General features: G+C 64.0%; 18 protein-coding genes and 1 tRNA gene. 9 read left to right on the plus strand and 10 right to left on the minus strand.

From position 1 onward, the window contains the following. Positions 1-315: 315 nt before the first annotated feature. Both C481_RS18505 and C481_RS18510 read right to left on the minus strand, forming a co-directional pair. Positions 316-984 carry a metallophosphoesterase family protein gene (locus C481_RS18505; protein ID WP_006110855.1) on the minus strand — a complete coding sequence of 223 codons (669 nt, stop codon included), beginning with the start codon at positions 982-984 and terminating at the stop codon, positions 316-318. A 67-nt stretch (positions 985-1,051) separates the two neighbouring features. Further along, positions 1,052-1,645, minus strand: coding sequence for an IMP cyclohydrolase (locus C481_RS18510; RefSeq protein WP_006110856.1), 594 nt, complete (start codon positions 1,643-1,645; stop codon positions 1,052-1,054). Positions 1,646-1,752: 107 nt separating this feature from the next. Between C481_RS18510 and C481_RS22785 the strand changes: the two genes are divergently transcribed. The 3 genes from C481_RS22785 to C481_RS18520 all read left to right on the plus strand — a co-directional run bounded on the left by C481_RS22785 (position 1,753) and on the right by C481_RS18520 (position 3,581). Then, positions 1,753-2,538 (plus strand): homing endonuclease associated repeat-containing protein, encoded by a 786-nt coding sequence (locus C481_RS22785; protein WP_006110857.1) that lies wholly within the window; start codon positions 1,753-1,755, stop codon positions 2,536-2,538. A gap of 132 nt (positions 2,539-2,670) precedes the next feature. Then, positions 2,671-2,743, plus strand: a tRNA-Gln gene (locus C481_RS21810). 127 nt (positions 2,744-2,870) lie between these two features. Beyond that, on the plus strand, positions 2,871-3,581 hold the full coding sequence (locus tag C481_RS18520; protein WP_006110858.1) for a rhodanese-like domain-containing protein: 711 nt from the start codon (positions 2,871-2,873) through the stop codon (positions 3,579-3,581). Here C481_RS18520 and C481_RS18525 read toward each other — a convergent pair. The 5 genes from C481_RS18525 to C481_RS18545 form a co-directional block, all read right to left on the minus strand. Then, a complete protein-coding gene (locus C481_RS18525; protein ID WP_006110859.1) occupies positions 3,578-4,942 on the minus strand; it encodes an oxidoreductase in 1,365 nt (454 codons plus the stop codon). The two genes, C481_RS18520 and C481_RS18525, sit on opposite strands and share 4 nt — an antisense overlap. A gap of 93 nt (positions 4,943-5,035) precedes the next feature. After that, positions 5,036-5,560, minus strand: coding sequence for a KEOPS complex subunit Cgi121 (gene cgi121 / locus C481_RS18530; RefSeq protein ID WP_006110860.1), 525 nt, complete (start codon positions 5,558-5,560; stop codon positions 5,036-5,038). Continuing rightward, positions 5,560-8,043 (minus strand): ATP-dependent DNA helicase, encoded by a 2,484-nt coding sequence (locus C481_RS18535; protein ID WP_006110861.1) that lies wholly within the window; start codon positions 8,041-8,043, stop codon positions 5,560-5,562. Before C481_RS18535 ends, cgi121 begins: the two co-directional genes overlap by 1 nt. 166 nt (positions 8,044-8,209) lie before the next feature. Next, positions 8,210-9,610 carry a hemolysin family protein gene (locus C481_RS18540; RefSeq protein WP_006110862.1) on the minus strand — a complete coding sequence of 467 codons (1,401 nt, stop codon included), beginning with the start codon at positions 9,608-9,610 and terminating at the stop codon, positions 8,210-8,212. A 180-nt stretch (positions 9,611-9,790) separates the two neighbouring features. Then, positions 9,791-10,855, minus strand: coding sequence for a poly-gamma-glutamate hydrolase family protein (locus C481_RS18545; RefSeq protein ID WP_006110863.1), 1,065 nt, complete (start codon positions 10,853-10,855; stop codon positions 9,791-9,793). A gap of 209 nt (positions 10,856-11,064) precedes the next feature. Between C481_RS18545 and C481_RS18550 the strand changes: the two genes are divergently transcribed. Then, on the plus strand, positions 11,065-11,310 hold the full coding sequence (locus C481_RS18550; protein WP_006110864.1) for a ferredoxin: 246 nt from the start codon (positions 11,065-11,067) through the stop codon (positions 11,308-11,310). Positions 11,311-11,326: 16 nt separating this feature from the next. Here the strand turns inward: C481_RS18550 and C481_RS18555 are convergent, their stop codons facing one another. Next, positions 11,327-11,983, minus strand: a complete 657-nt coding sequence (locus tag C481_RS18555; protein WP_006110865.1) for a helix-turn-helix domain-containing protein — start codon at positions 11,981-11,983, stop codon at positions 11,327-11,329. Positions 11,984-12,063: 80 nt separating this feature from the next. Between C481_RS18555 and C481_RS18560 the strand changes: the two genes are divergently transcribed. Beyond that, positions 12,064-13,500 (plus strand): cytochrome P450, encoded by a 1,437-nt coding sequence (locus C481_RS18560; protein ID WP_006110866.1) that lies wholly within the window; start codon positions 12,064-12,066, stop codon positions 13,498-13,500. A gap of 17 nt (positions 13,501-13,517) precedes the next feature. Here C481_RS18560 and C481_RS18565 read toward each other — a convergent pair whose 3' ends face one another. Further along, positions 13,518-14,192: an HAD family hydrolase gene (locus C481_RS18565; RefSeq protein WP_006110867.1), complete on the minus strand. Its 675-nt coding sequence runs from the start codon at positions 14,190-14,192 to the stop codon at positions 13,518-13,520. Between the two features lie 237 nt (positions 14,193-14,429). Further along, positions 14,430-15,344, minus strand: coding sequence for a malate dehydrogenase (mdh, locus tag C481_RS18570; RefSeq protein ID WP_006110868.1), 915 nt, complete (start codon positions 15,342-15,344; stop codon positions 14,430-14,432). Between the two features lie 90 nt (positions 15,345-15,434). Here mdh and C481_RS18575 point away from each other — a divergent pair, with 90 nt between their 5' ends. From C481_RS18575 to C481_RS18590, 4 genes are all read left to right on the plus strand, one after another. After that, positions 15,435-15,893 (plus strand): SLOG cluster 4 domain-containing protein, encoded by a 459-nt coding sequence (locus C481_RS18575; RefSeq protein ID WP_006110869.1) that lies wholly within the window; start codon positions 15,435-15,437, stop codon positions 15,891-15,893. A 133-nt stretch (positions 15,894-16,026) separates the two neighbouring features. Further along, entirely contained in the window at positions 16,027-16,464 is a 438-nt protein-coding gene (locus tag C481_RS18580) for a GNAT family N-acetyltransferase (protein ID WP_006110870.1), read from the plus strand. A gap of 141 nt (positions 16,465-16,605) precedes the next feature. After that, positions 16,606-17,376, plus strand: a complete 771-nt coding sequence (locus C481_RS18585; RefSeq protein WP_049904779.1) for an Sjogren's syndrome/scleroderma autoantigen 1 family protein — start codon at positions 16,606-16,608, stop codon at positions 17,374-17,376. Between the two features lie 179 nt (positions 17,377-17,555). Then, on the plus strand, positions 17,556-18,434 hold the full coding sequence (locus C481_RS18590; RefSeq protein WP_006110872.1) for a phosphatase PAP2 family protein: 879 nt from the start codon (positions 17,556-17,558) through the stop codon (positions 18,432-18,434). The last annotated feature ends 7 nt before the right edge of the window (positions 18,435-18,441 follow it).

An 18,441-nucleotide genomic window follows, 5' to 3' on the forward strand; every position in this document is an offset into this window, starting at 1 on the left:
GTACTGTCGGGCCCGAGTCTGGCACCGGGTGGACCGACAACACCGGACCTCGACGTGAGTCGGTTGCGTCCTGTCAATACACGCGAGGTCGCCGGTAACAACCATACTCGCAACTTTACCCGTGGCCCGCCTAAAGGATTCGATTCGCCCATTCTCCGTGATACCGCTCTCGTCAGCCGACATCTCACACGCCCCGTGACACCGCTTCCGTCAGCCGACATCCTCATCCGCTCCGTGACACTGCTGACGCCCCGTGCCATTGCTGACGCCCTTGTGACACCGATGAGCCGAACGAACACCAACACGCTCTGTCGCTTACTTCCCGCGAGTGAGTCGCGTCCCGATTCGCTCCGGGAGCCCCGCCTCCGTAACGGCCCGCTGGACGGCCTCGATATCGTACTCGATGCGGTACGTGTCGACGGTCAGCGCCGCCAGATCGACCACCGCGTAGCCCGCTCGCGGGTCCCCATCCCGCGGTTGCCCGACGCTCCCCGGATTGACGACGATGCCATCCCCGTACTGCTCGGTCCCCTGCACGTGTGTATGGCCGAGCACCAACACGTCCGCATCGCCGAGCAGATCCGCACTGAACTCGTCTGGATACGTATACCGGGCATAGCGATGCGGATCGTCGGGATGGCCGTGCACCAATTTCACACGTCCGCTACACTCGGTTCGTTCCGTCGGTAAATCGGCGAGCCACGCCAGTTGTTCCACCGTGAGCTCTGATTTCGCGTACTCGACCCCCGCGCGGGCCATCCCGTTGAACCGAAACGGTGTCTCCCCGACGACAGCGGCATCGTGGTTCCCGAGTACGGTTGGCACGTCTCGTCTCCGCAACTCGTCGATACAGTCACCCGGCCAGGGGTTGTACCCGACGACGTCGCCCGCACAGACGAGTTCATCGACCGGCGGCATATCCTCGAGTACGGTTTCGAGTGCGACCCGATTGCCGTGGATATCCGAGACGAGCCCGACCTTCATGTGCCAGTATAGCTATCCGAAGCCGTTTGTAGGTTGGCCGTGATCCGTAGCACGGCAGCGGGAAGCGTTACTCCCCGTTCTCGATCGCCGTCTCGAACCCGTCACCAGTCCGTTCCACACCCGCCGCACAGACCGCGTGTTCGAATTCGAGGTCGTAACTCTCGCTCGCCGCCGCCGCGGCGGTGTCGGCGGTGAACTCGATCGATTCGGGCGAGTTCTTCTCGTAGGTCGCGACGAGCGTCGGTTCGTCGACGGGTTCGACGAGCAGCGCATCCTTGCGCACGATGCCGATCAGGGCCTCGTCGTCGCCGATCGTCGCCGCGATCCGGGGAGTGTCGTAGTCGTCTTTCTCGTAATCGAGCGCGAGCAGGCTCTCGGCGAGCGCGTCGCGGGCCGGGTAGCCGAGTTCGAGTTTTTCCGCGATCGGATCGACGTGCGAGCCGTTGCCGAACGCGGCCGTCTGGCCGGTCGGCGTGTCGACGACGCGCAGGCAGTTGTAGGAGACGTATGGATTGTCCGTTTCCGGGGCATCTGCCGTGGGGCCGACGGTGAGCGCGTCTTCTCTGGCGGTGATCTCGCGGTTCGGGAACGAGCGCGAGGAGACGCGGTACGCGCCGACCTCGGGCCCGACGACGACGAATCGTCCGACGTACGTACTCATACCCGAATGTGAACCGGTGGGCGGAATAGTGGTATCGGTTCGAACTCGCGCTGAACGATTGCCGGAGCGATGCTGACGTTTATATACAAATCCGCAGCAAACTGGGTGTGACGACCGAAGCGGAGTGTCTCGACTCGTTACGACGAGCCGCCGAGCAACTGGGTGAATCCCCGACGAAAGCGCAGTACGAAGCACTCGGGTTGCGGCCGGCGTCTGCGACGATCATTCGAACGTGCGGTGGCTGGAACGATGCGAAAGAACGCGCCGGTCTGGAAACCTCGTATTCGCGCGGAACTCGCGTCGATCCGAAGCCGGCTGCTGTCGACCTTCCCTCGGGAACGTCGTGGGATGAACTCTCTGCGGATCAGCGGTGGCACTATCGAAACGTCGACTGGAACGCGGAACGGACGTTGCGCCGCCGCTCCCGATTGCGATCCTGGCTCACCGAACGGAAGCGAGAACGCGGCTGTTCACGGTGTGATGTAGATACTCCCGCGTGTCTCGACTTCCATCACATCGATGCAATGACGAAGGAGATGGCCGTTGGACGGATGGTTACGTTCGGGTACGGGAAGGACGCACTTCGTGACGAAATTAAGAAATGTGAGGTCCTATGCGCGAATTGTCACCGCAAAATACATTACACGCCACCAAAACGGGAACTCCGAAAATGGACTGACGATCAAAAACGTGCCGCCGGATGTAATCGCTGCGGAGAGACAGATCCCGCTTGTTTGGACTTTCATCACACCAGTGATGAGAAGGAAGCGACTGTCGCACAACTGGTCTCAAACAATCGGTCGAAAGAGCGAGTCCGGTCTGAAATCGAACGGTGTTGCGTTCTCTGTTCAAACTGTCAGCGGATGGAACGCTACGATCAAACGATGTGCTAATATCACCAAATCGGGCCACGGCAACCGTGTCTATTCGATACACTGGTTCGCGATTGAGTTCGTAACACTCTAATATGAACACCAACTACAAATCGATAGGTCGTTGGTAATCGAGGCCGACGAAAACATGTCAGTCCATTAGGGTAGTGGCCAATCCTCCGAGCTTCTGGGGCTCGGGACGCTGGTTCGAATCCAGCATGGACTACTTCTCTCGCATTTCACTTCGAGTTCTCCGACAGTACCGTCTCCGGATCTCCAGTTGAAACGAAGGGGTACGCACTACGGTGCTGTTACCAGAAGTCATATTTCTCCGTCGCCACTACGTACCGAGTATGAATCGACGGACCGTCCTCGCTGTTGGTGGGACAGCGACCCTCGGGGTCGTCGCCGGCTGTCTCGGTGGCGACAATGGTACACCGAACAACGAGTACGAATACGAGACGACGACCACCGATGGGACTGACGTTCCGCTCGCGCCCGTCGACGACGTTTACCAGTGGTACGAAAACAACGAGGCTCGATTCGCCGACGCTCGCGGTCGCGATCAATACGAAGCGACCCGGATCACGGGTTCCCTCTTCTCTCCCGCACCCGACGGTACCGAGGACGATCCGGTCGAGGAACTCTCGACCGACACTCGGATTGTCACGTACTGTCGCTGTCCACACCATCTGTCGTCTATGCGGGCAGCGGCGCTTATCGATGCGGGATACGAAAACACGTATGCGATCGACGAGGGGCTCTCGGGATGGATAAACCAAGGCTATCCGATCGAAGGGTCCAACGTTCAGACGGACGGGCAGCAATACGAAATCGACGGAACGACCAATTCCGACTTTGCCAACGATATGGTCATTCTCGAACAGGTCGATGCCGACCGTCGCGAAGCCGCTCCAATCGCCGACGACGGCTCGTACACAATCCAACTTCACTTCGCAGGGTCGACTGATTCCCAGTTCCGAGTTGAGGCACCTGATTACACGGTCGAAGGGACGCTCGAGGAACTGACAAACAACACCGTTAGCGCCGACTTCGGGGTCTAGTCGTAGACCCCCTCCCGTTCGAGTTCACCGCGCTTGCGCAGGACGCTCGGGGTTCGACAGATTCCGGGTGCGCCGGTCACTTGGGGAACGGTACAGTTGTTGCAGTTGTCACAGAGGGCGCTTGCGGCGTCGCCGTCGAGCAGTCGCGCGCCGAGTCGGGGTTCGGCGTAGAACGGGCGAGCCATGCCGACCATGTCGCAGGCGGGGTCGGCGTCGGTTGCACCGGTGCCGGTGCCGTCGTCGTTGCCGTCGCCGTCGAGTTCGCGAGCAGAGTCGAGCAGGCGGTCCATCTCCGTGCGGTCGCGAATCCCGCCCTCCGCGAGGACCGGAATCGACACCCGCTCGCGGACCCGCCGGCAGAAGTCCTCGTTCCACGCCGGTTCGAAGTCGTACTGCAGCGACTGCACGCGGTTGGCGAGCGCGACGAGTCGCTTCCGGGTCGCGCCGCCGAACGCCGCATCGTACTCCTCCTGTAGCCGTTCGTTTTCCCACGCCCGAGCCGGATACTCGCCGCGGATGATACTCATGTCCCAGACGACCGACGTTTGAACCGGCACCACTGCGTCGTAGCCGATCCGTTCGAGCCGCCGCGCGAGTTCAACGCCGTCAGATAGCGAGAGTTTCCGGCGGACGACGGGCGGCGCGGGGGTCTCCGCCGGCACCTTCGTTAGCAGCGGCACGTCACCCGCTCGCTCTCGAATCTCGTCGTGAACCAGCGCGAGGAACTCGAGGCGGGCCTCGGGCGAGCCGCCGAACTCGTCCTCGCGGCGGTTGTAGAACGGCGAGAGGAACTGCTGGACGATCCCCATGTTCGCCCCCGCGAGGTGGATGCCGTCGTAACCCGCCTCGACCGCGCGCGCCGCCGCGCGGCCGAAGTCGGCCGCGAGTTCGTAGACTTCGTCGGTCGAGAGTACGTGCGGCTCGAACGTGAGGAATCCCAGCCGGTCCAGCGCTCGCAGTTGCCAGGGTGGCGTCGATACCGCGAGCTGTTCGAGTTCGGGATTCGATCGCCTGAACTCGGCGTGCCAGGTTTCCATGCTCCGGAGGCCGCCGTGTTCGAGTTGGAGGACGATCCGGCTGCCGTGGTCGTGAATCCGCTCGGTCAACCGCGAGAGTCGTGAGGTGAACTCGGGGTCGTGGACGCGGGTCATGCCGGGTGCGGCGCAGCCGCCGTCGCCGCGGACGATGGTTGCGCCCTGGCAGATGAGGCCGACGCCGGATGCGGCGGCCGGTTCGAGGTCGTCGATCAGCGCGTCGACGGCGTCGGGGCCGTTGCCCGCACACTCGAGTAGCGGGGCGCGATAGAGTCGGTTCGGGACCGTGAGGCCGCCGATATCGATGGGATCCTCGAGCGTTGCCATCCGTGGTGTCGTCGGCGTTTCGAGGGGAACGACCAAGAGTATACCGTCGCTTCCAGCCAATTGCTGCCGGTTCACTGGGTGACCGCGAGTGCTTTACTTCTCGACGTCGAGCAGCGCCACGCGCTCGCGGACCAGCGCCGCGAGCGAGGCGTCCGTCGCGGCCCGTTCGGCGTCCGTAATGTCGAAGAACGTCCGCAGAACGTCCTCGTCTTGCTGATCGAGCGTCGGCTCGGTTCCCGCGAACGCCTCGAGTTCGGTTACCGCGGCGCGGGCGGCGTCGAGGTCGCTCCCGTTTTTTGAGTCCGAGTGTGGGGTAGCGTCGATGAGCACGACGGCTCGGTTCTCTCCCTCGCCGACGCCCATCTCGAGCGCGCGGTCGATCTGTCGGCGGCCGGCGGCGTACAGCAGGATCTCGACGGCGCGGTCGCGGGCGACGTTCTCGCCCCGTTCGATGGCGCGGTCGGCGAGTTCGACGGCGCGTTCGAGGTGCCTGCGGTCGGCGACGTACCGAGCGTCGACGGTCTGGAGCGTCGCCCCGTGTCGTTCGCCGATCGCGGTCAGGTCCGCGACGAACGAATCGAGGTCGTTGATGTCGAGGCGGCATTCGAGCAGGTCCATCAGAAGTCACCCAGGCTGGCCTGGTCGTCGTCCGCTTCGCCGTCGCGCTCGCGTTCCGTCGCGCTCTCGTTTCCGTCGTCGCCGTCCGAGTCGACTGCCGCACCGGCTCCGGCGTCGACCGGTACCGGCTCGACGCCCTCCATCGAGGGGTCCTCGCGCCCGGCGCTCTCGAGGATGTTCTCGGCCGTCTTCTCGCCCTTGAGAACGTGCAAGAGGACGCCCTTGTCCGCCGTTCGCAGGTCCGCGGGCGCTTCGATTCCGGCGTCGTGGAGCCGGCGGGCGCGCTTTCGGCCGATACCGCTCACCGAGACGAGTTCGAGGAGTTCCTCGCCGACGCCGTGTTCGACGCGGGCGCGGGCCTCGCGGACGGCGACGGTCCACTCGCTGCCGATCTCGGCTGCGAGCGATTCGGCGGCTCCGAGCAGCCACTCGGCGGTGTCGACCTTGCCGCGGAGGTCGCCGGGGCCGATCTTGTAGCGTTCGGTGATCGTCTCCTCGTCGTCCTCCGTGGCCCAATCCTCGAGCAGTTTGCCGGTTTTGAGGGCGGCGAGCCAGTCCTCGAAGCGGTCATCTTCGAACTCGCTGGGGGCGTCGCCCAGCAGTTCGGCGTCGCGTTCGTAGTAGAGTTCACCGAATCGCTCGTCCTCGCCCGAACGAAGGTAGAGTTCGTACATGTCGGGCGTGCGCGAGACGAGCTGGTAGAGGCCGAGGGCGGTCGGGCGGTCGTCGGCGTCGTCGAGGCCGTGGACGATTTCGGCGGCGCTCATCGGGTCGAGGTAGAGCCGGGAGACGGTGTGGCCGAGGCTGGTGGCCTCGAGTTCTTCGTCCCGGCCGGTCGCGCTCTCGCTCCCGTCGCCGTCGGCCAGATCGGCCGCCGACGTAAACGCTCTCGCCGCGTCGGCGTCGGTGCCGAGGGTGTCTTCGAACCCACCGCTTCGCTCTCGCGGTACCCCGCTCGAGGACTCCGAGGCGTCCTCGGAAGTGCTCTGCACTTCTGATGGGCTACGAGAATCGCGTTGCCTCTCGCGCTCGATGAAGTCGTTACGTTCGAGATAGTCGAGCACGTCGTCGGTCACCCGTTCGAGCCGCCCGGCCTCGCTCGACTGGCTGGCGTAGAGGGTGGCTTCGAGGAACTCGAGGAGGCCCTCCCGCGTGCGGGCGAAGCCGGAGGCGATGGTCGCGAGCACGTGGGTTCGCAGCGCGGGCTCGGCGGCCAGTTTCGAGCGGACCGGCTCCGGATCGGCCCAGACGTACCGGTCGAACAGGTCCTCGCTCTCGTCGTGGTTTTTCGCGAGCAGGACGGCCTCGCCGTAGGGGTCCAGTCCCGGGCGGCCGGCCCGGCCCATCATCTGGTGGACTTCGAGCACGTCGAGCGGCGACATTCCGCCCGCGCTGGGGTCGAAGCGCCGCCAGTCGCGCACGATGACGCGGCGGGCGGGCGTGTTCACGCCGGCGGCGAGCGTCGGCGTCGCGGAGATCACTTTGAGGAGGCGGTCGCGGAAGGCGTCCTCGACCAGGCTACGTTGGGTACTCGAGAGGCCGGCGTGGTGAAAGGCCGACCCGCGTTCGACGCAGTCGGCGAGGTCCTGACTCGTTTCCGTGTCGCTGTCCTCGCGGATTTCCGCCGCCAGTTCCTCCAGGTCGGCCCGCTCGCCGGCAGTTAGCTCCCTGCTCGAGACCTGCCCGAGACGGCGAGCGGCGGCCTCCGCGTTGCGCCGCGAGTTCACGAAGACGAGCGAGGAGCCGCCCTCCTGCAGGATGTCCCGGACGAGCGCGGCCTCCTGTTTCTCGCCGCCGTCGACGGGAACTTCCCGGGTCGAGCCGTCGTCGAAGTTCAGGGCGTTGCCGTAGTGGACGCCCATCTGGAGGTCGATCGGCCGCCAGTCGGTGTCGACGAGCTCGGCGTCGAGCCAGTCGGCGAGTTCGTCCGCGTTGCCGACGGTCGCCGAGAGGGCGACGACTTGCAGTTGCGGGTTTAGTCGGCGGAGTTTGGCGAGGGTGACCTCGAGCGTCGGGCCGCGGTTTCGGTCGTCGATGAGGTGGACCTCGTCGCTGACGACGCAGGTGAGATCGGAGAGCCAGTCCGCGCCGTTGCGCACGAGCGAGTCGACCTTCTCGCTGGTCGCGACGACGATGTCCTTGGTCGCGAGCCAGTCGCTCGTGCTCTCGTAGTTGCCGGTCGCGACGCCCGTCGTCACGCCGAACTCCTCGTAGGCGTCGAACTCGGCCTTTTTCTCGCTGGCCAGGGCTCGCAGGGGGACGATGTACAGCGCCTTCCCGCCGCGCTTTACGGCGGAGAGCATCGACAGCGCGGCGATCATCGTCTTGCCGCTGGCGGTGGGGACGGCGGCGACGAGATTCTCTCCGTCTGTTGCACCGGCCTCGACGGCCTCGGCTTGCGGCGGGTAGAGTTCCTCGATGCCCTCCCGCTGGAAGTGCGAAATCGCCCCGGGCGGGAGCCCCGACAGCTCCTCGACGTTCATTACCCGTGATTGGCGCGTCCCGCGGTTTAAACTGTCGTCTTCCGGGTGAGTGAGAGTGGTGCCGCCGACCGCACGCGGCCCGGGCGACGTTCAGTCGCCACCGGACGAAAGCATCGCGAGGCTCGAAGCGCCGCGTCTGAGCATCTGAAGCGTTTGCCCCTGATACTCAGTCTTCCCCGTCCGATTCCGGATCGGTCCCGTCCGTTTCAGACCCCGTCCTCGACTCCGACCCCGACTGCGACCGAACGACGACGGTCGAAACGCGCATTCCCTCGACGGCCGTCACCTCGAACTCGTAGCCTTCGACGGTGACCTGATCACCGGTCTCCGGCGGCCGTCCCAGTCGGTCGAGGACCAGCCCGCCGACGGTTTCGACCGCGTCGTGCTCGAAATCGCTTTCCAGCGCGTCGTTGAGCGCCGTGAGAGTCACGCCCCCGTCGACGACCGTCCCGTCTGCACGCCGTTCGTCGTCGATCGAGGGCTCCCGGGCCGCCACGTCGAACTCGTCGCGGATGTCGCCGACGACGACCTCGACGATGTCTTCGATGGCGACGATCCCCTCGAGGACGCCCCACTCATCGATAATGGCGGCCATCTGGGCTTGCTCCTCTTGGAGTTCTGCGAGGAGTTCGCCGACGGTCGTCGTCTCCGGGACGACCGGCAGCTCGCGTGCGAGTTCACCGGCGGTGATCGGTGGTGACGAGTCCGAATCGGTGGCGTCCGCAATCGTCTCGCTCGCGCGGATGACGTCCTTGGCGTCGACGAGGCCGACGACCTGATCCGGGTCGTCCGCGTCGACGATGGGGTAGCGAGTGTGTCCCTCGTCGACGATGAGGTGGCGGAGTTCCGGGAGGGGGGTGTCGGCGGGAACGCTGCGCACGTCGGGTCGAGGAACCATTACCTCGCGGACCGTCACGTCGTTGAGTTCGAAGACGCGCTCGACCATCTGCACCTCTTCGGTGGCGACGTTCCCTTCCTCACCGGCGCGGGAGAGGGCCATGCGGAGTTCCTCCTCGGAGAGCGTCTCGTCGGTCTCGGAGACGGGTGGAACGCCGAGTAGTCGGGTGAAGGCGTTTGCCGTCCCGTTGAAGACGATGATGCCGGGAATGAACACGTAGTAGAAGGCTTTCATCGGCAGGGCGACGGTCAGCCCGATTCGCTCGGCCTGTGAGATGGCGATGGTCTTCGGTGCGAGTTCGCCGAACACGACGTGGAGGAAGGTGATGACGCTGAAGCCGATCGCGACGGAGACGAGGTGGATCAACCCCTCCGGAAGGATCTCGCCGAGGATCGGTTCGATGAGCGCCGCCACCGCGGGTTCCCCGATCCAGCCGAGTCCGAGCGAGGCGAGCGTGATGCCCAGTTGCGTGACGGCCAGGTAGGAATCCAGGTTTTCCATCCCCTCCTGAAGCGTCACCGCGCCGCGTCTGCCCTCCGCGACGAGGCTTTCGACCGCCGTCGCCCGCACCCGAACGTAGGCGAACTCGGAAGCGACGAAGAAGCCGTTAAGCCCGACGAGAAAGAGGGCTGCGGCAAGCCGGCCGAGTGAGAACGCGAGATCTACCATCGTCCTCGGCGGTGTTGTCGTTCGAAATTGACTCGACACGGCGTCCGTCGGCGTGAATTCATGGGTAGTCCCTCTCGTGCCGATCACTAAACAGTATGGTCATTTTCGAACGCCGCGGTCGGCGGTATCCGACCACAGGCTCGCGGATTCCCGCTGGAACGGGTCCGCGAGCGAGCGGATTTACGCGCGCAGCGTTTCGAGCGCGTCTATAACGCCGTCGGCCACCGTGGCCCACTCCGCCCGTCTGATATCGGTCGCCTGCTCGATCTGAATCGTTCGTCCGATCGAGGCGAGTTCGTTGAGCACGTTCTCGGGGTTCGCCCCGGTGTAGGCCGTCGCGTCGCGGTCGACGATCTCGACCGTTTGATCGGGCAAGCGTTCCGCAATGGCGTCTTTCACGGTATCTTTGGCCGCTCGTTCGGCAGTCCCGCCGATGAGAATTCCGTCGTCGGTACACCCGTGGAAGGCAACGCTCCAGTCGAACTGCTGATCGAGCAACGCATCCAACGCGGGAAACGATCGACGGTGGAGTTCCGTCGAGTACGTGTGCCAGCGGGTGAACGCGCCCCCGCCATCATTGAATCCCGAACAGATCCACGCCGCTCCGTCGACCGATTCGGCGACCCGGGATGCCTGGAAATCCGTCCCGTATTCGATGTAGCCGCCGTGGGGTGCGATTACCACGACGCCGTCTCCCTCGACGCTGTACTCGACGAACTCGTCGTTCAGTTCTCCCGCTTCCCGGGCGTTGTAACTCGGATGGACCGCCTGCGCACCGATCGCCGCCGTCGACGCATCGCTCGCGCCGATCCGACCGAGTCCGTCCGTCGTTACTTGAAGCGTCTCTCCCTCGTGACTCGAGGCGACGGTGTACACCGCGTTTTCGAACTCGTCAGCCGTCGCCTCGTGACCGATCCTGATCTGTTGTCCGACCGCTACCTTCCCGCTCTCGGTCCACTGACACGGCACCGAACAGTACCGCTTCGAACTCGACCGTGAACCCCAGTCCGCGGTGACCGTTTCGAACGTCGCCTCCCAGCGATCGACGTTCTCACACCCGTCCGCGTACACCGCCTGGTTGGATTCGCTTTGCGCCTTGGTTCGCGATCGGGTGATTTGCGCCCCGGTGCCGGTCGTCAACACACCGATGCCGGTCAGCCCTGCCCCCGCCGCGATGATCCGTCGCCGAGAGCGAGTCCGTCGCTCGTCGTCACCCTTCTGGTTCTCGTTCCTGCTCTTTCCCATCGTAATTGTCACTCGCTATTGAGTACAGTTCAATCCACTGGAATACGATAAAATGCGTCTCCCATCGCGTCTGTTCGACCGCTCCTTTTCCAGTCTCGAATTTTCCAGCCTCGACGTCCCACGACGTGCCCGCTCGTCGGTCCGCCCCCCTCGTTCGATTCGGGTGTCGGTCCGGAAGCGGTATGTCGAAGACGCACCAACGGTCGCCCATGCGAGTCGAGTTCGACGAGGACACCTGTATCGGGATGTATCAGTGCGTCGCCGAATGGGACGCCTTCGAGGAGGACAAATCGAAGGGTAAGGCGACGCTCGAAGGCAGCGAGGAAGTCGACGATGGCGTTTTCGCCCGCGACGTTCCCGACGACGCTGAACTCGATGCGAAGTTCGCCGCCCGGACCTGTCCGGTCGATGCGATCACGATTTACGACGATGACGGCGAGCAGTTGATTCCCTGACTGACGCGTCGATTTCCTAGTAGTTCAGTGCTGCATCCACCAGTTCTGACTCGACCGTTCGGAGGAGCGTCGAGGCGGCACTCTCCGAACACTCGAGCGCTGTCGCAACCTCGGAAAGCGACGCCGTCCGTGGAATGTCGTAGTATCCTGCTTCTCGAGCCGTTTCCATCGCCTCGAACTGTCGTGCTGTCAACCGCCCAGCGAGCGTCTCGGCTGTTTGCTGATGAGCGCTCACTCGCCTAACTTCGACGCCGATATCCTCCGGAAATCGGTTGATCAGTCCCGAGAGGGCGTCGGGTTCTCCGAGTACGGTGACGTGAACGGTCTCCCGTCCAGTGTAAACGATTGGCGGAACGAGTACGAGGCCGGGTTCGTCAAACACGCCCAGTAGCGTTTCGTCAGCAGCACGGACATCCATCACGGCGTACGCGTAGAACGTGTCCCCGTCGATCGGCATGAGTTCGAACCGATGGACTACATCCAGGTCGACCACCGTCTCTCGGACTGCATCGAAGTCACCGACGACCAGTGAGAGGAATCGTACCCGTTCTGTCTCGGTATCGACGTGCCACGAAAGTAACTCCTCGCGGTGAATCTCCAGTTCGGCGTCGGGTGTGGGAATCGGAAGTTGCATCCGCTCCGGAAGGTGAAGGGTCAGATCCGTCGACTGCATACCGACACATTCCGGACTATTATAAAGAAGTTCAGTGCTTCGAGGGAACATCGACATAGCTTCCGATCACACTATCAGTTATGTTCGAATCAGAGACAGACAATTGCACTGACACCGAAATCGATTCCGACACTGAGACCGATACCCACTCGCTGCAGGCTGACGCTGTGAACTCCTCGGGGTCTGAACTCTCGACCGCAGACCGACCGCCGGGACCGCGAGGACTCCCGTTGATTGGAAGCACGCTATCGATCGCCCGAGATCCATTCTCGTTCGTCGAGTTGGCCCGAGAATACGGCGATATTGTTTCCTATCGGGCGTACGGCACCGAGTTCGCACTCGTCTTCGACCCTCATGTCGTCGAAACAGTTCTCGTCTCGCGCTCGGACGAGTTCAGAAAGGGCGAGTTCGAGACCGCCTTTGGCGAACTCGTCGCCCCTGAGGGGATCGCGTTCACCGAGGACAGCCAGTGGCGTCGCCAGCGCAAGTTACTGCAATCGTCGTTTACGCCCGATCACGTTCGCGCCGCCGCTGACGAAATCGTCGCAGAGGCGAATGCATTCGTCGACGACTGGGACGACGGTGAGAGAGTCGCGCTCCGGGACACGATGTCGACGTATACCCTCCGCATCCTCACGCGAACGCTGTTCGACCTTCCGCTCGAGGACGACCGCGCAACGATCGTCAGGCGAGCGGCGAACGCCGTGAACACCTACGCATCTCCGAAGCGACTCGCGTTGGGTTCGATCCTGCCGTCGTGGCTGCCGGACCGCGTCGAACACGAGTACGAGGATGCGATGACAGACCTCGAAACACTCACCACGGAACTCGTCGAGACCCGCCGTTCGGCGGATTCGACGGGTGAGGATCTCCTCTCGATACTGGCGCGGGCTGTGTACCCAGACGGCTCGAGACTCTCCCCCGAAACTGTGCGAGATCAACTCGTCACGTTCCTCTTTGCCGGCCACGAGACGACCGCAACGACGCTCGCAATCGCATGCTGGCTGCTCGCGGACAATCCGCAAGTCCACGCCGAACTCGAGCGCGAACTCGCCGCTGTCTGCGGTGATCGGAAGCCAGATGCCGGCGATCTCGCGAGCCTCGACTACACCGAAGCCGTTCTCAGGGAGTCGATGCGACTCTATCCCCCGATCACTGGAATTTATCGCGAACCCCCGACGGACACGGCACTTGCCGGGTTTCGGATTTCGTCCGGGACAACGCTGCAACTCTCGGTGTACGGTATTCACCGCGACGATCGATGGTGGGCGGATCCCGAAGCGTTTTGCCCCGAACGCTGGCTCGTAGACGCCGACCGACCCGAGTACGCGTACTTTCCCTTCGGCGGCGGTCCCCGTCATTGCCTTGGGATGCGCTTTGCAATGGTCGAACTACAGCTCGCGCTCGCATCTATTATGCGCCGCGTCGAGTTCGAGTGCGTCACTCCAACTCTCGAGCCATCGCTCGGTGTAACGCTTGACCCAGGATCGGTCGAGACTCGAGTCCGGAAACGATAGCGAACGAGTCGATCGCCTCAGCTACAGATCCGTGCCACCACATCATGCAGATCCTCTACTTCGTAGGTTGGGGATGTTTCGAACGCAACGTCTCGACAGTGTGCTCGGCGAACGAACACCGAGTCGAGTCCGGCCCGCTCGGCCGCGACGATATCGCTTTCGCTGTCGCCGACGTAGAGCGCCGACTCCGCCCCCAGATCGGCCAGCGCCCGCTCGAGATAGTGCGTGTTCGGCTTTTTCAACCGCAGGCTCTCGACCGTCATCTCGCGCCCGTAGTGGGTCTCGAAGAGCGCCTCGAGTTCGAAAAACGTCAGGATGAACTCGACCGTGCTGTGGTGGTTGTTGCTCACGACGCCGCAGTCAACCGGGAGGTCGGCAATCGCGGTGATATCGTCGTAGCACCCTCGCGTGCCGTCTCTGAACGCGTCGAGCTGGGACTCTTCGTCGTGGCGCTCGCGTGCCTCCCAGAACGTCTCGGCGTCGAGATCGTACGCGGTGCAAATCTCGTCCAACACGGCGGGCGTGACGCCGCTGACGATGGCGTCGACGTGCTGCCGGCTGGGATCGTCGACGCCGGCCGCTCGAAACGCGGCCCGCGCCGCCTCGGATTGGGTATCGGCAGACGGGGGTTCGACGAGGACGCCGTCGTTGTCGAAGAGAACGGCGTCGTATGTGGGTTCCGGTGGTGCCATACGACCTTACTGGTCGGAATCCGCGTTGATCCTTTCGGTTGCGCTCCGTACGCCAGACTGGAGGCGAACTCGACGAAAACAGGCGTGAGGTGGTTGGAATCCGAACGGATTCTAGGTCTGGGTTTGGGTCTGGGTCCGTGTCGACGTCTGTATCTGGGCCCGTGTCTGGGTCCAGGTCCAGATCTCCGTCCGAACCCATCCCCGCATCCGCGTTCGAATCGGCGTCGCGTCTCCGATTCAGGCGATCTTGTCGTACTGCTCCGAGAGCTTCTCCGCCGCCTCGCCGAGTTCATTGCGCTCGAACTCGGTCAGCTCCCACTCGACGATCTCCTCGACGCCGTTCGATCCCAGCTTCGCGGGCACGCCGAAGGCCGTCTCCTCGTGGCCGAACTCGCCCTCGAGTTTCACGCTCGCCGGAAGCACTTCGCCCGTATCGCGGAGGATCGCCTCGACCATGTGGCCGACGCCGGTCGCCGGCCCCCACTCCGTCGCGCCCTTCTTCTCGATGACGTTCATCGCCGAGGTCTGGAGTTCTTCCAAGAGTTCGTCCTTTTCGTCGTCGCTGAACTCGTGGTCCTGGCCGTCGACGCGGACCTTCGAGAAGACGGGGACCTGCGCATCGCCGTGCTCGCCGAGGATGGTCGCCTCGACGTTCTGGACGGGGGCGTCGTAACGCTTTGAGATCACGTAGCGAAATCGGGCGGAGTCGAGGCGGCCGCCGAAGCCGATCACCTTCTCTCGGGCGCGCTCGCCCGTCTCGTAGAGGTGGCGGTTCAGCAGGTCGACGGGGTTCGACGTAGTGACGGTGATGAAGTCGTCGTTGTACTCCGCCACGGAGGAGCCGATGTCCTCCATGATCGGCGCGTTGTCGCCCGCGAGGTCGATCCGGGTCTGGCCGGGCTGGCGCGGGATGCCGGCCGTGATGACGACGACGTCCGATCCCTCGGTGTCGGCGTAGTCGCCCTGCCGAATCGTCGTGTTCGAGTCGTAGGCGATGCCGTGGTTCGCGTCGGCGGCCTGGCCGACCGTGTCGTCTTCCTTGTCCGGGATGTCGACGAACACGAGTTCGTCCGCGATGTCCCGGAGCGCGATGTTGTACCCTGCAGCGGCCCCGACGGTGCCGGCCGCACCGATCACGCTAACTTTCGTCATACCATCTCGTGGTGCGCTTGTATACACGTTAAATCCGTCGAAACCGGTGCTTCTATAGCCGCCAGTCTCCCAGTGGTGGGCAGTTTACACATGCGCGTGAGCGTCATCGGCGGCGGCACGATCACGGATGGCGAGGTCGAAACCGCGGCGGCGGTCGGCCGCGAACTCGGTGCCAGAGGGCACACGGTCGTCTGTGGGGGCCGCGGCGGAACGATGGAGGCGGTCTGTCGCGGGGCCGCTGCGGAGGGAGCGACGACCATCGGGATTCTGCCGGGGGCTGACCGGAGTCTGGCCAACGAGTTCGTCGACGTGGCGATCGCGACCGGGATCGGCCACGCGCGAAACGCGTTGGTGCCGCTGAACGGCGATGCGGTCGTCGCGCTGTCGGGCGGCGTCGGTACGCTGTCGGAAATCGGTTTTGCGGGCATTTACGACCGGCCGATCGTGGGCCTCGATACGCACGACGTTGCGGGAGTCGGGATCGAGACGGTCGAGACGCCCGCGGCTGCGGTCGATGCCGTGGAAGCGGCGGTCGACGGCGAGTCGTAGGCGATCGGCGTCGAGTCGCGGATGATGCTCGTCGATCAACGCCCGGCGATCGGCGACCGGTGATTGGTAACCGATAACCGGCGAGCAGCGGGCAACCGATACCGATTTGATCGCCCGCTGTGTGCAGTGTGCTATGTCCGACCCGAACTCGGAGGCCAACGCGGACGCCTATTCGATCCGCGAGGCGGTACCCGATCCCGAGACGTTCGTCGCGCTGCGCGAGGCTGCCGGCTTACCCTCCCGGTCGCGAGAGGGTATCGAACGAGGTCTCCCGAACTCCGTCTTCGGCGTCACCGTCGTCCGCGAGCCGACCGGCGATCCGGTGGGCATGGGACGGATCGTCGGCGACGGTGGCACCGTCTACCAGATCACGGATATAGCCGTCCATCCAGATCACCAGGGCCAGGGTCTCGGCACGCGCATTATGCGCCGGCTCGACGCGTATCTCGAGGCGCAGGCACCGCCGCGAGCGTACGTCAATCTGGTCGCCGACGTCGACGGATTCTACGAAGCGTTCGGCTTCGAGGAGACGCGCCCGCACTCGAAAGCCATGTATCGCCGCACCGAGTAACCGATCGCGTATCCCCGCTCGGCACGTGTTCAGTACACGCGCTGGCCCGCCGGCCTGCCGGTTCGCTGGTCCGCTGGCCTGCCGGTCCGCTGGCCATCCTCGTTCGCAGCTTTTTCGACTCTTGACCGCGTTATGGTGGATATGAGCGACTTCGACAAGGAAGCCGAGCGCGAGAAACTTCGCGAGAAGTACGAACGCGACGAGGCCGAACGGGAAGCCACCCAACGCATGAGCGATCTGCTGCTCAAAGGAGCGACGATGACGAACTCCCACTGTGGCACCTGCGGCGATCCGCTCTTCCAGCAGGACGGCACCACGTTCTGCCCCAGCTGTCACGGCAACCCGGACGCCGTCCAGGGAACCGAACTCGAAGCCGAACCGGCTGACGACACGGCAACCGGGAACGCTACCGCCGAGGAATCGGCGGCCGACCGGAACGGCGAATCGAGTGGGCGGGACGCTGCTGGCGAGCCCGACGCCGATGACGGCGCTCGACTGGACCGGACGCGAACGCACGGTTCCGAACGTCCCCGGGAGCAACTGGAGCCCGATCGAGGCGCTGACTCCCCCGGCCGCGCCGAGCCAACCGACGAGCCGACCGACGAGACCGTCGAGCCGACACAGCCACGGCAACCCGCTACGACGCCTCGATCGCGTCCGTCACCGCCGTCGGAGCGGAACCCGAGTTCACGCGTTGACGCTGCTGGGTCCGACGCGCCCGCCGGCACCGGCACCGGCACACCCCGTCGCTCGACCGACGGTGACAGCGAACTCGAGGCGGCCAGGGAATCGCTTCGGCAGGCACTCGAGAAGTTCGCGGGGGAGGCTGCGGCGACGGACGATCCGCGCTATGCGAAGGCGTGCCTGGAAGCGGCCCGCGAGGCGAGCGAGACGTTGTCGACGCTCCGCTGATCGCAGTCCGGTTTCCGCGAAGGGTATCTGCTTCTCTCGTCGGTGGTCCAGCGGGAGATTTCTCGGACATCATAACCGTACTGGCGAACGGATCGGTCGCTTGTATTCTTCCGATATATCCACGCACACTTATTCGAAAGTATCTTTAACTGAATCGATGCATATGATAGGGACGACGCATGGCGCTTATCTCGATGGTGGTTTTGACCGGTCTCACCGTTCTCACTGGGCTGTCGATAACGTGCTTGCTTTGTCTCGAACCCCGACAGCTTCGTCGGACGGCCAGTGAGTTCGGACCCCGACTCCGTACCGTCGCCCCGTACCTCGGCGCCGCAGCACTGTTCTTTCTCACCAAACGGGCGACCCACGGGTACAGCGTCGAACTATCCCACGCGCTCGACTGGGACATCACTGCTGAACTCTACGCCGTCGAAGGCGAGTTCGTCGCGGATCTTCAGCACGCCGTCCCCGGGGCCACCCTGGAGTTTTTCTCGGTGATGTACATGTTCGGATTCCCGTTTCTCGTCGTGACGGCACCGATCCTCTATTTCCTGTTACCGTCCCAGCGACACCTGAAGGAACTCCTCATCTCGTACCTCCTCAACTACTTCCTCGGCGCGATCTGTTATACGCTGTTCATCGCGTACGGGCCGCGGAATCACCTGTCGACGGTCGACGGCCTGATGTACAACTTCTACCCGTCCACGCAGGATCTCACGGGGGCCGTTTCGGCGAACACCGACGTGTTCCCGTCGCTGCACACGTCGCTGGCGGTCGTCGTCCTCGCGTTCGCCTGGCGATCGCGCCGAGAGTATCCGCGGTGGTTCCCGATTGCGGCGTTCGTGACCGCCGGTGTCGTTTTCTCGACGATGTATCTCGGCATTCACTGGCTGCTCGATGTCGTAGCCGGTGTCGCACTCGGCGTCGGAAGCATCTACGCGGCCGAACGATTCGTCGACCGCGCGGAAGGCGATGCCGAGCGCGGTCGGGGCCGAGAACAGGACCCCGTTCCCGATCCCGATGACGAGGACGGAGTCACGTCCGACGTGAGTGACTGACCGCTCT

Source organism: Natrialba asiatica DSM 12278 (assembly GCF_000337555.1).
Lineage (GTDB): Archaea > Halobacteriota > Halobacteria > Halobacteriales > Natrialbaceae > Natrialba > Natrialba asiatica.

Bases quoted from the DNA above. Each gene is read 5' to 3' on its own strand.
- C481_RS18520 (WP_006110858.1), top strand. From the start codon at position 2,871: ATGAATCGACGGACCGTCCTCGCTGTTGGTGGGACAGCGACCCTCGGG.
- C481_RS18555 (WP_006110865.1), bottom strand. From the start codon at position 11,983: ATGCAGTCGACGGATCTGACCCTTCACCTTCCGGAGCGGATGCAACTT.
- C481_RS18510 (WP_006110856.1), bottom strand. From the start codon at position 1,645: ATGAGTACGTACGTCGGACGATTCGTCGTCGTCGGGCCCGAGGTCGGC.
- C481_RS18505 (WP_006110855.1), bottom strand. From the start codon at position 984: ATGAAGGTCGGGCTCGTCTCGGATATCCACGGCAATCGGGTCGCACTC.
- C481_RS18575 (WP_006110869.1), top strand. From the start codon at position 15,435: ATGCGCGTGAGCGTCATCGGCGGCGGCACGATCACGGATGGCGAGGTC.
- C481_RS18585 (WP_049904779.1), top strand. From the start codon at position 16,606: ATGAGCGACTTCGACAAGGAAGCCGAGCGCGAGAAACTTCGCGAGAAG.
- C481_RS18540 (WP_006110862.1), bottom strand. From the start codon at position 9,610: ATGGTAGATCTCGCGTTCTCACTCGGCCGGCTTGCCGCAGCCCTCTTT.
- C481_RS18565 (WP_006110867.1), bottom strand. From the start codon at position 14,192: ATGGCACCACCGGAACCCACATACGACGCCGTTCTCTTCGACAACGAC.
- cgi121 (WP_006110860.1), bottom strand. From the start codon at position 5,560: ATGGACCTGCTCGAATGCCGCCTCGACATCAACGACCTCGATTCGTTC.
- C481_RS18545 (WP_006110863.1), bottom strand. From the start codon at position 10,855: ATGGGAAAGAGCAGGAACGAGAACCAGAAGGGTGACGACGAGCGACGG.
- C481_RS18525 (WP_006110859.1), bottom strand. From the start codon at position 4,942: ATGGCAACGCTCGAGGATCCCATCGATATCGGCGGCCTCACGGTCCCG.
- C481_RS18560 (WP_006110866.1), top strand. From the start codon at position 12,064: ATGTTCGAATCAGAGACAGACAATTGCACTGACACCGAAATCGATTCC.
- C481_RS18580 (WP_006110870.1), top strand. From the start codon at position 16,027: ATGTCCGACCCGAACTCGGAGGCCAACGCGGACGCCTATTCGATCCGC.
- C481_RS18535 (WP_006110861.1), bottom strand. From the start codon at position 8,043: ATGAACGTCGAGGAGCTGTCGGGGCTCCCGCCCGGGGCGATTTCGCAC.
- mdh (WP_006110868.1), bottom strand. From the start codon at position 15,344: ATGACGAAAGTTAGCGTGATCGGTGCGGCCGGCACCGTCGGGGCCGCT.
- C481_RS18590 (WP_006110872.1), top strand. From the start codon at position 17,556: ATGGCGCTTATCTCGATGGTGGTTTTGACCGGTCTCACCGTTCTCACT.
- C481_RS18550 (WP_006110864.1), top strand. From the start codon at position 11,065: ATGCGAGTCGAGTTCGACGAGGACACCTGTATCGGGATGTATCAGTGC.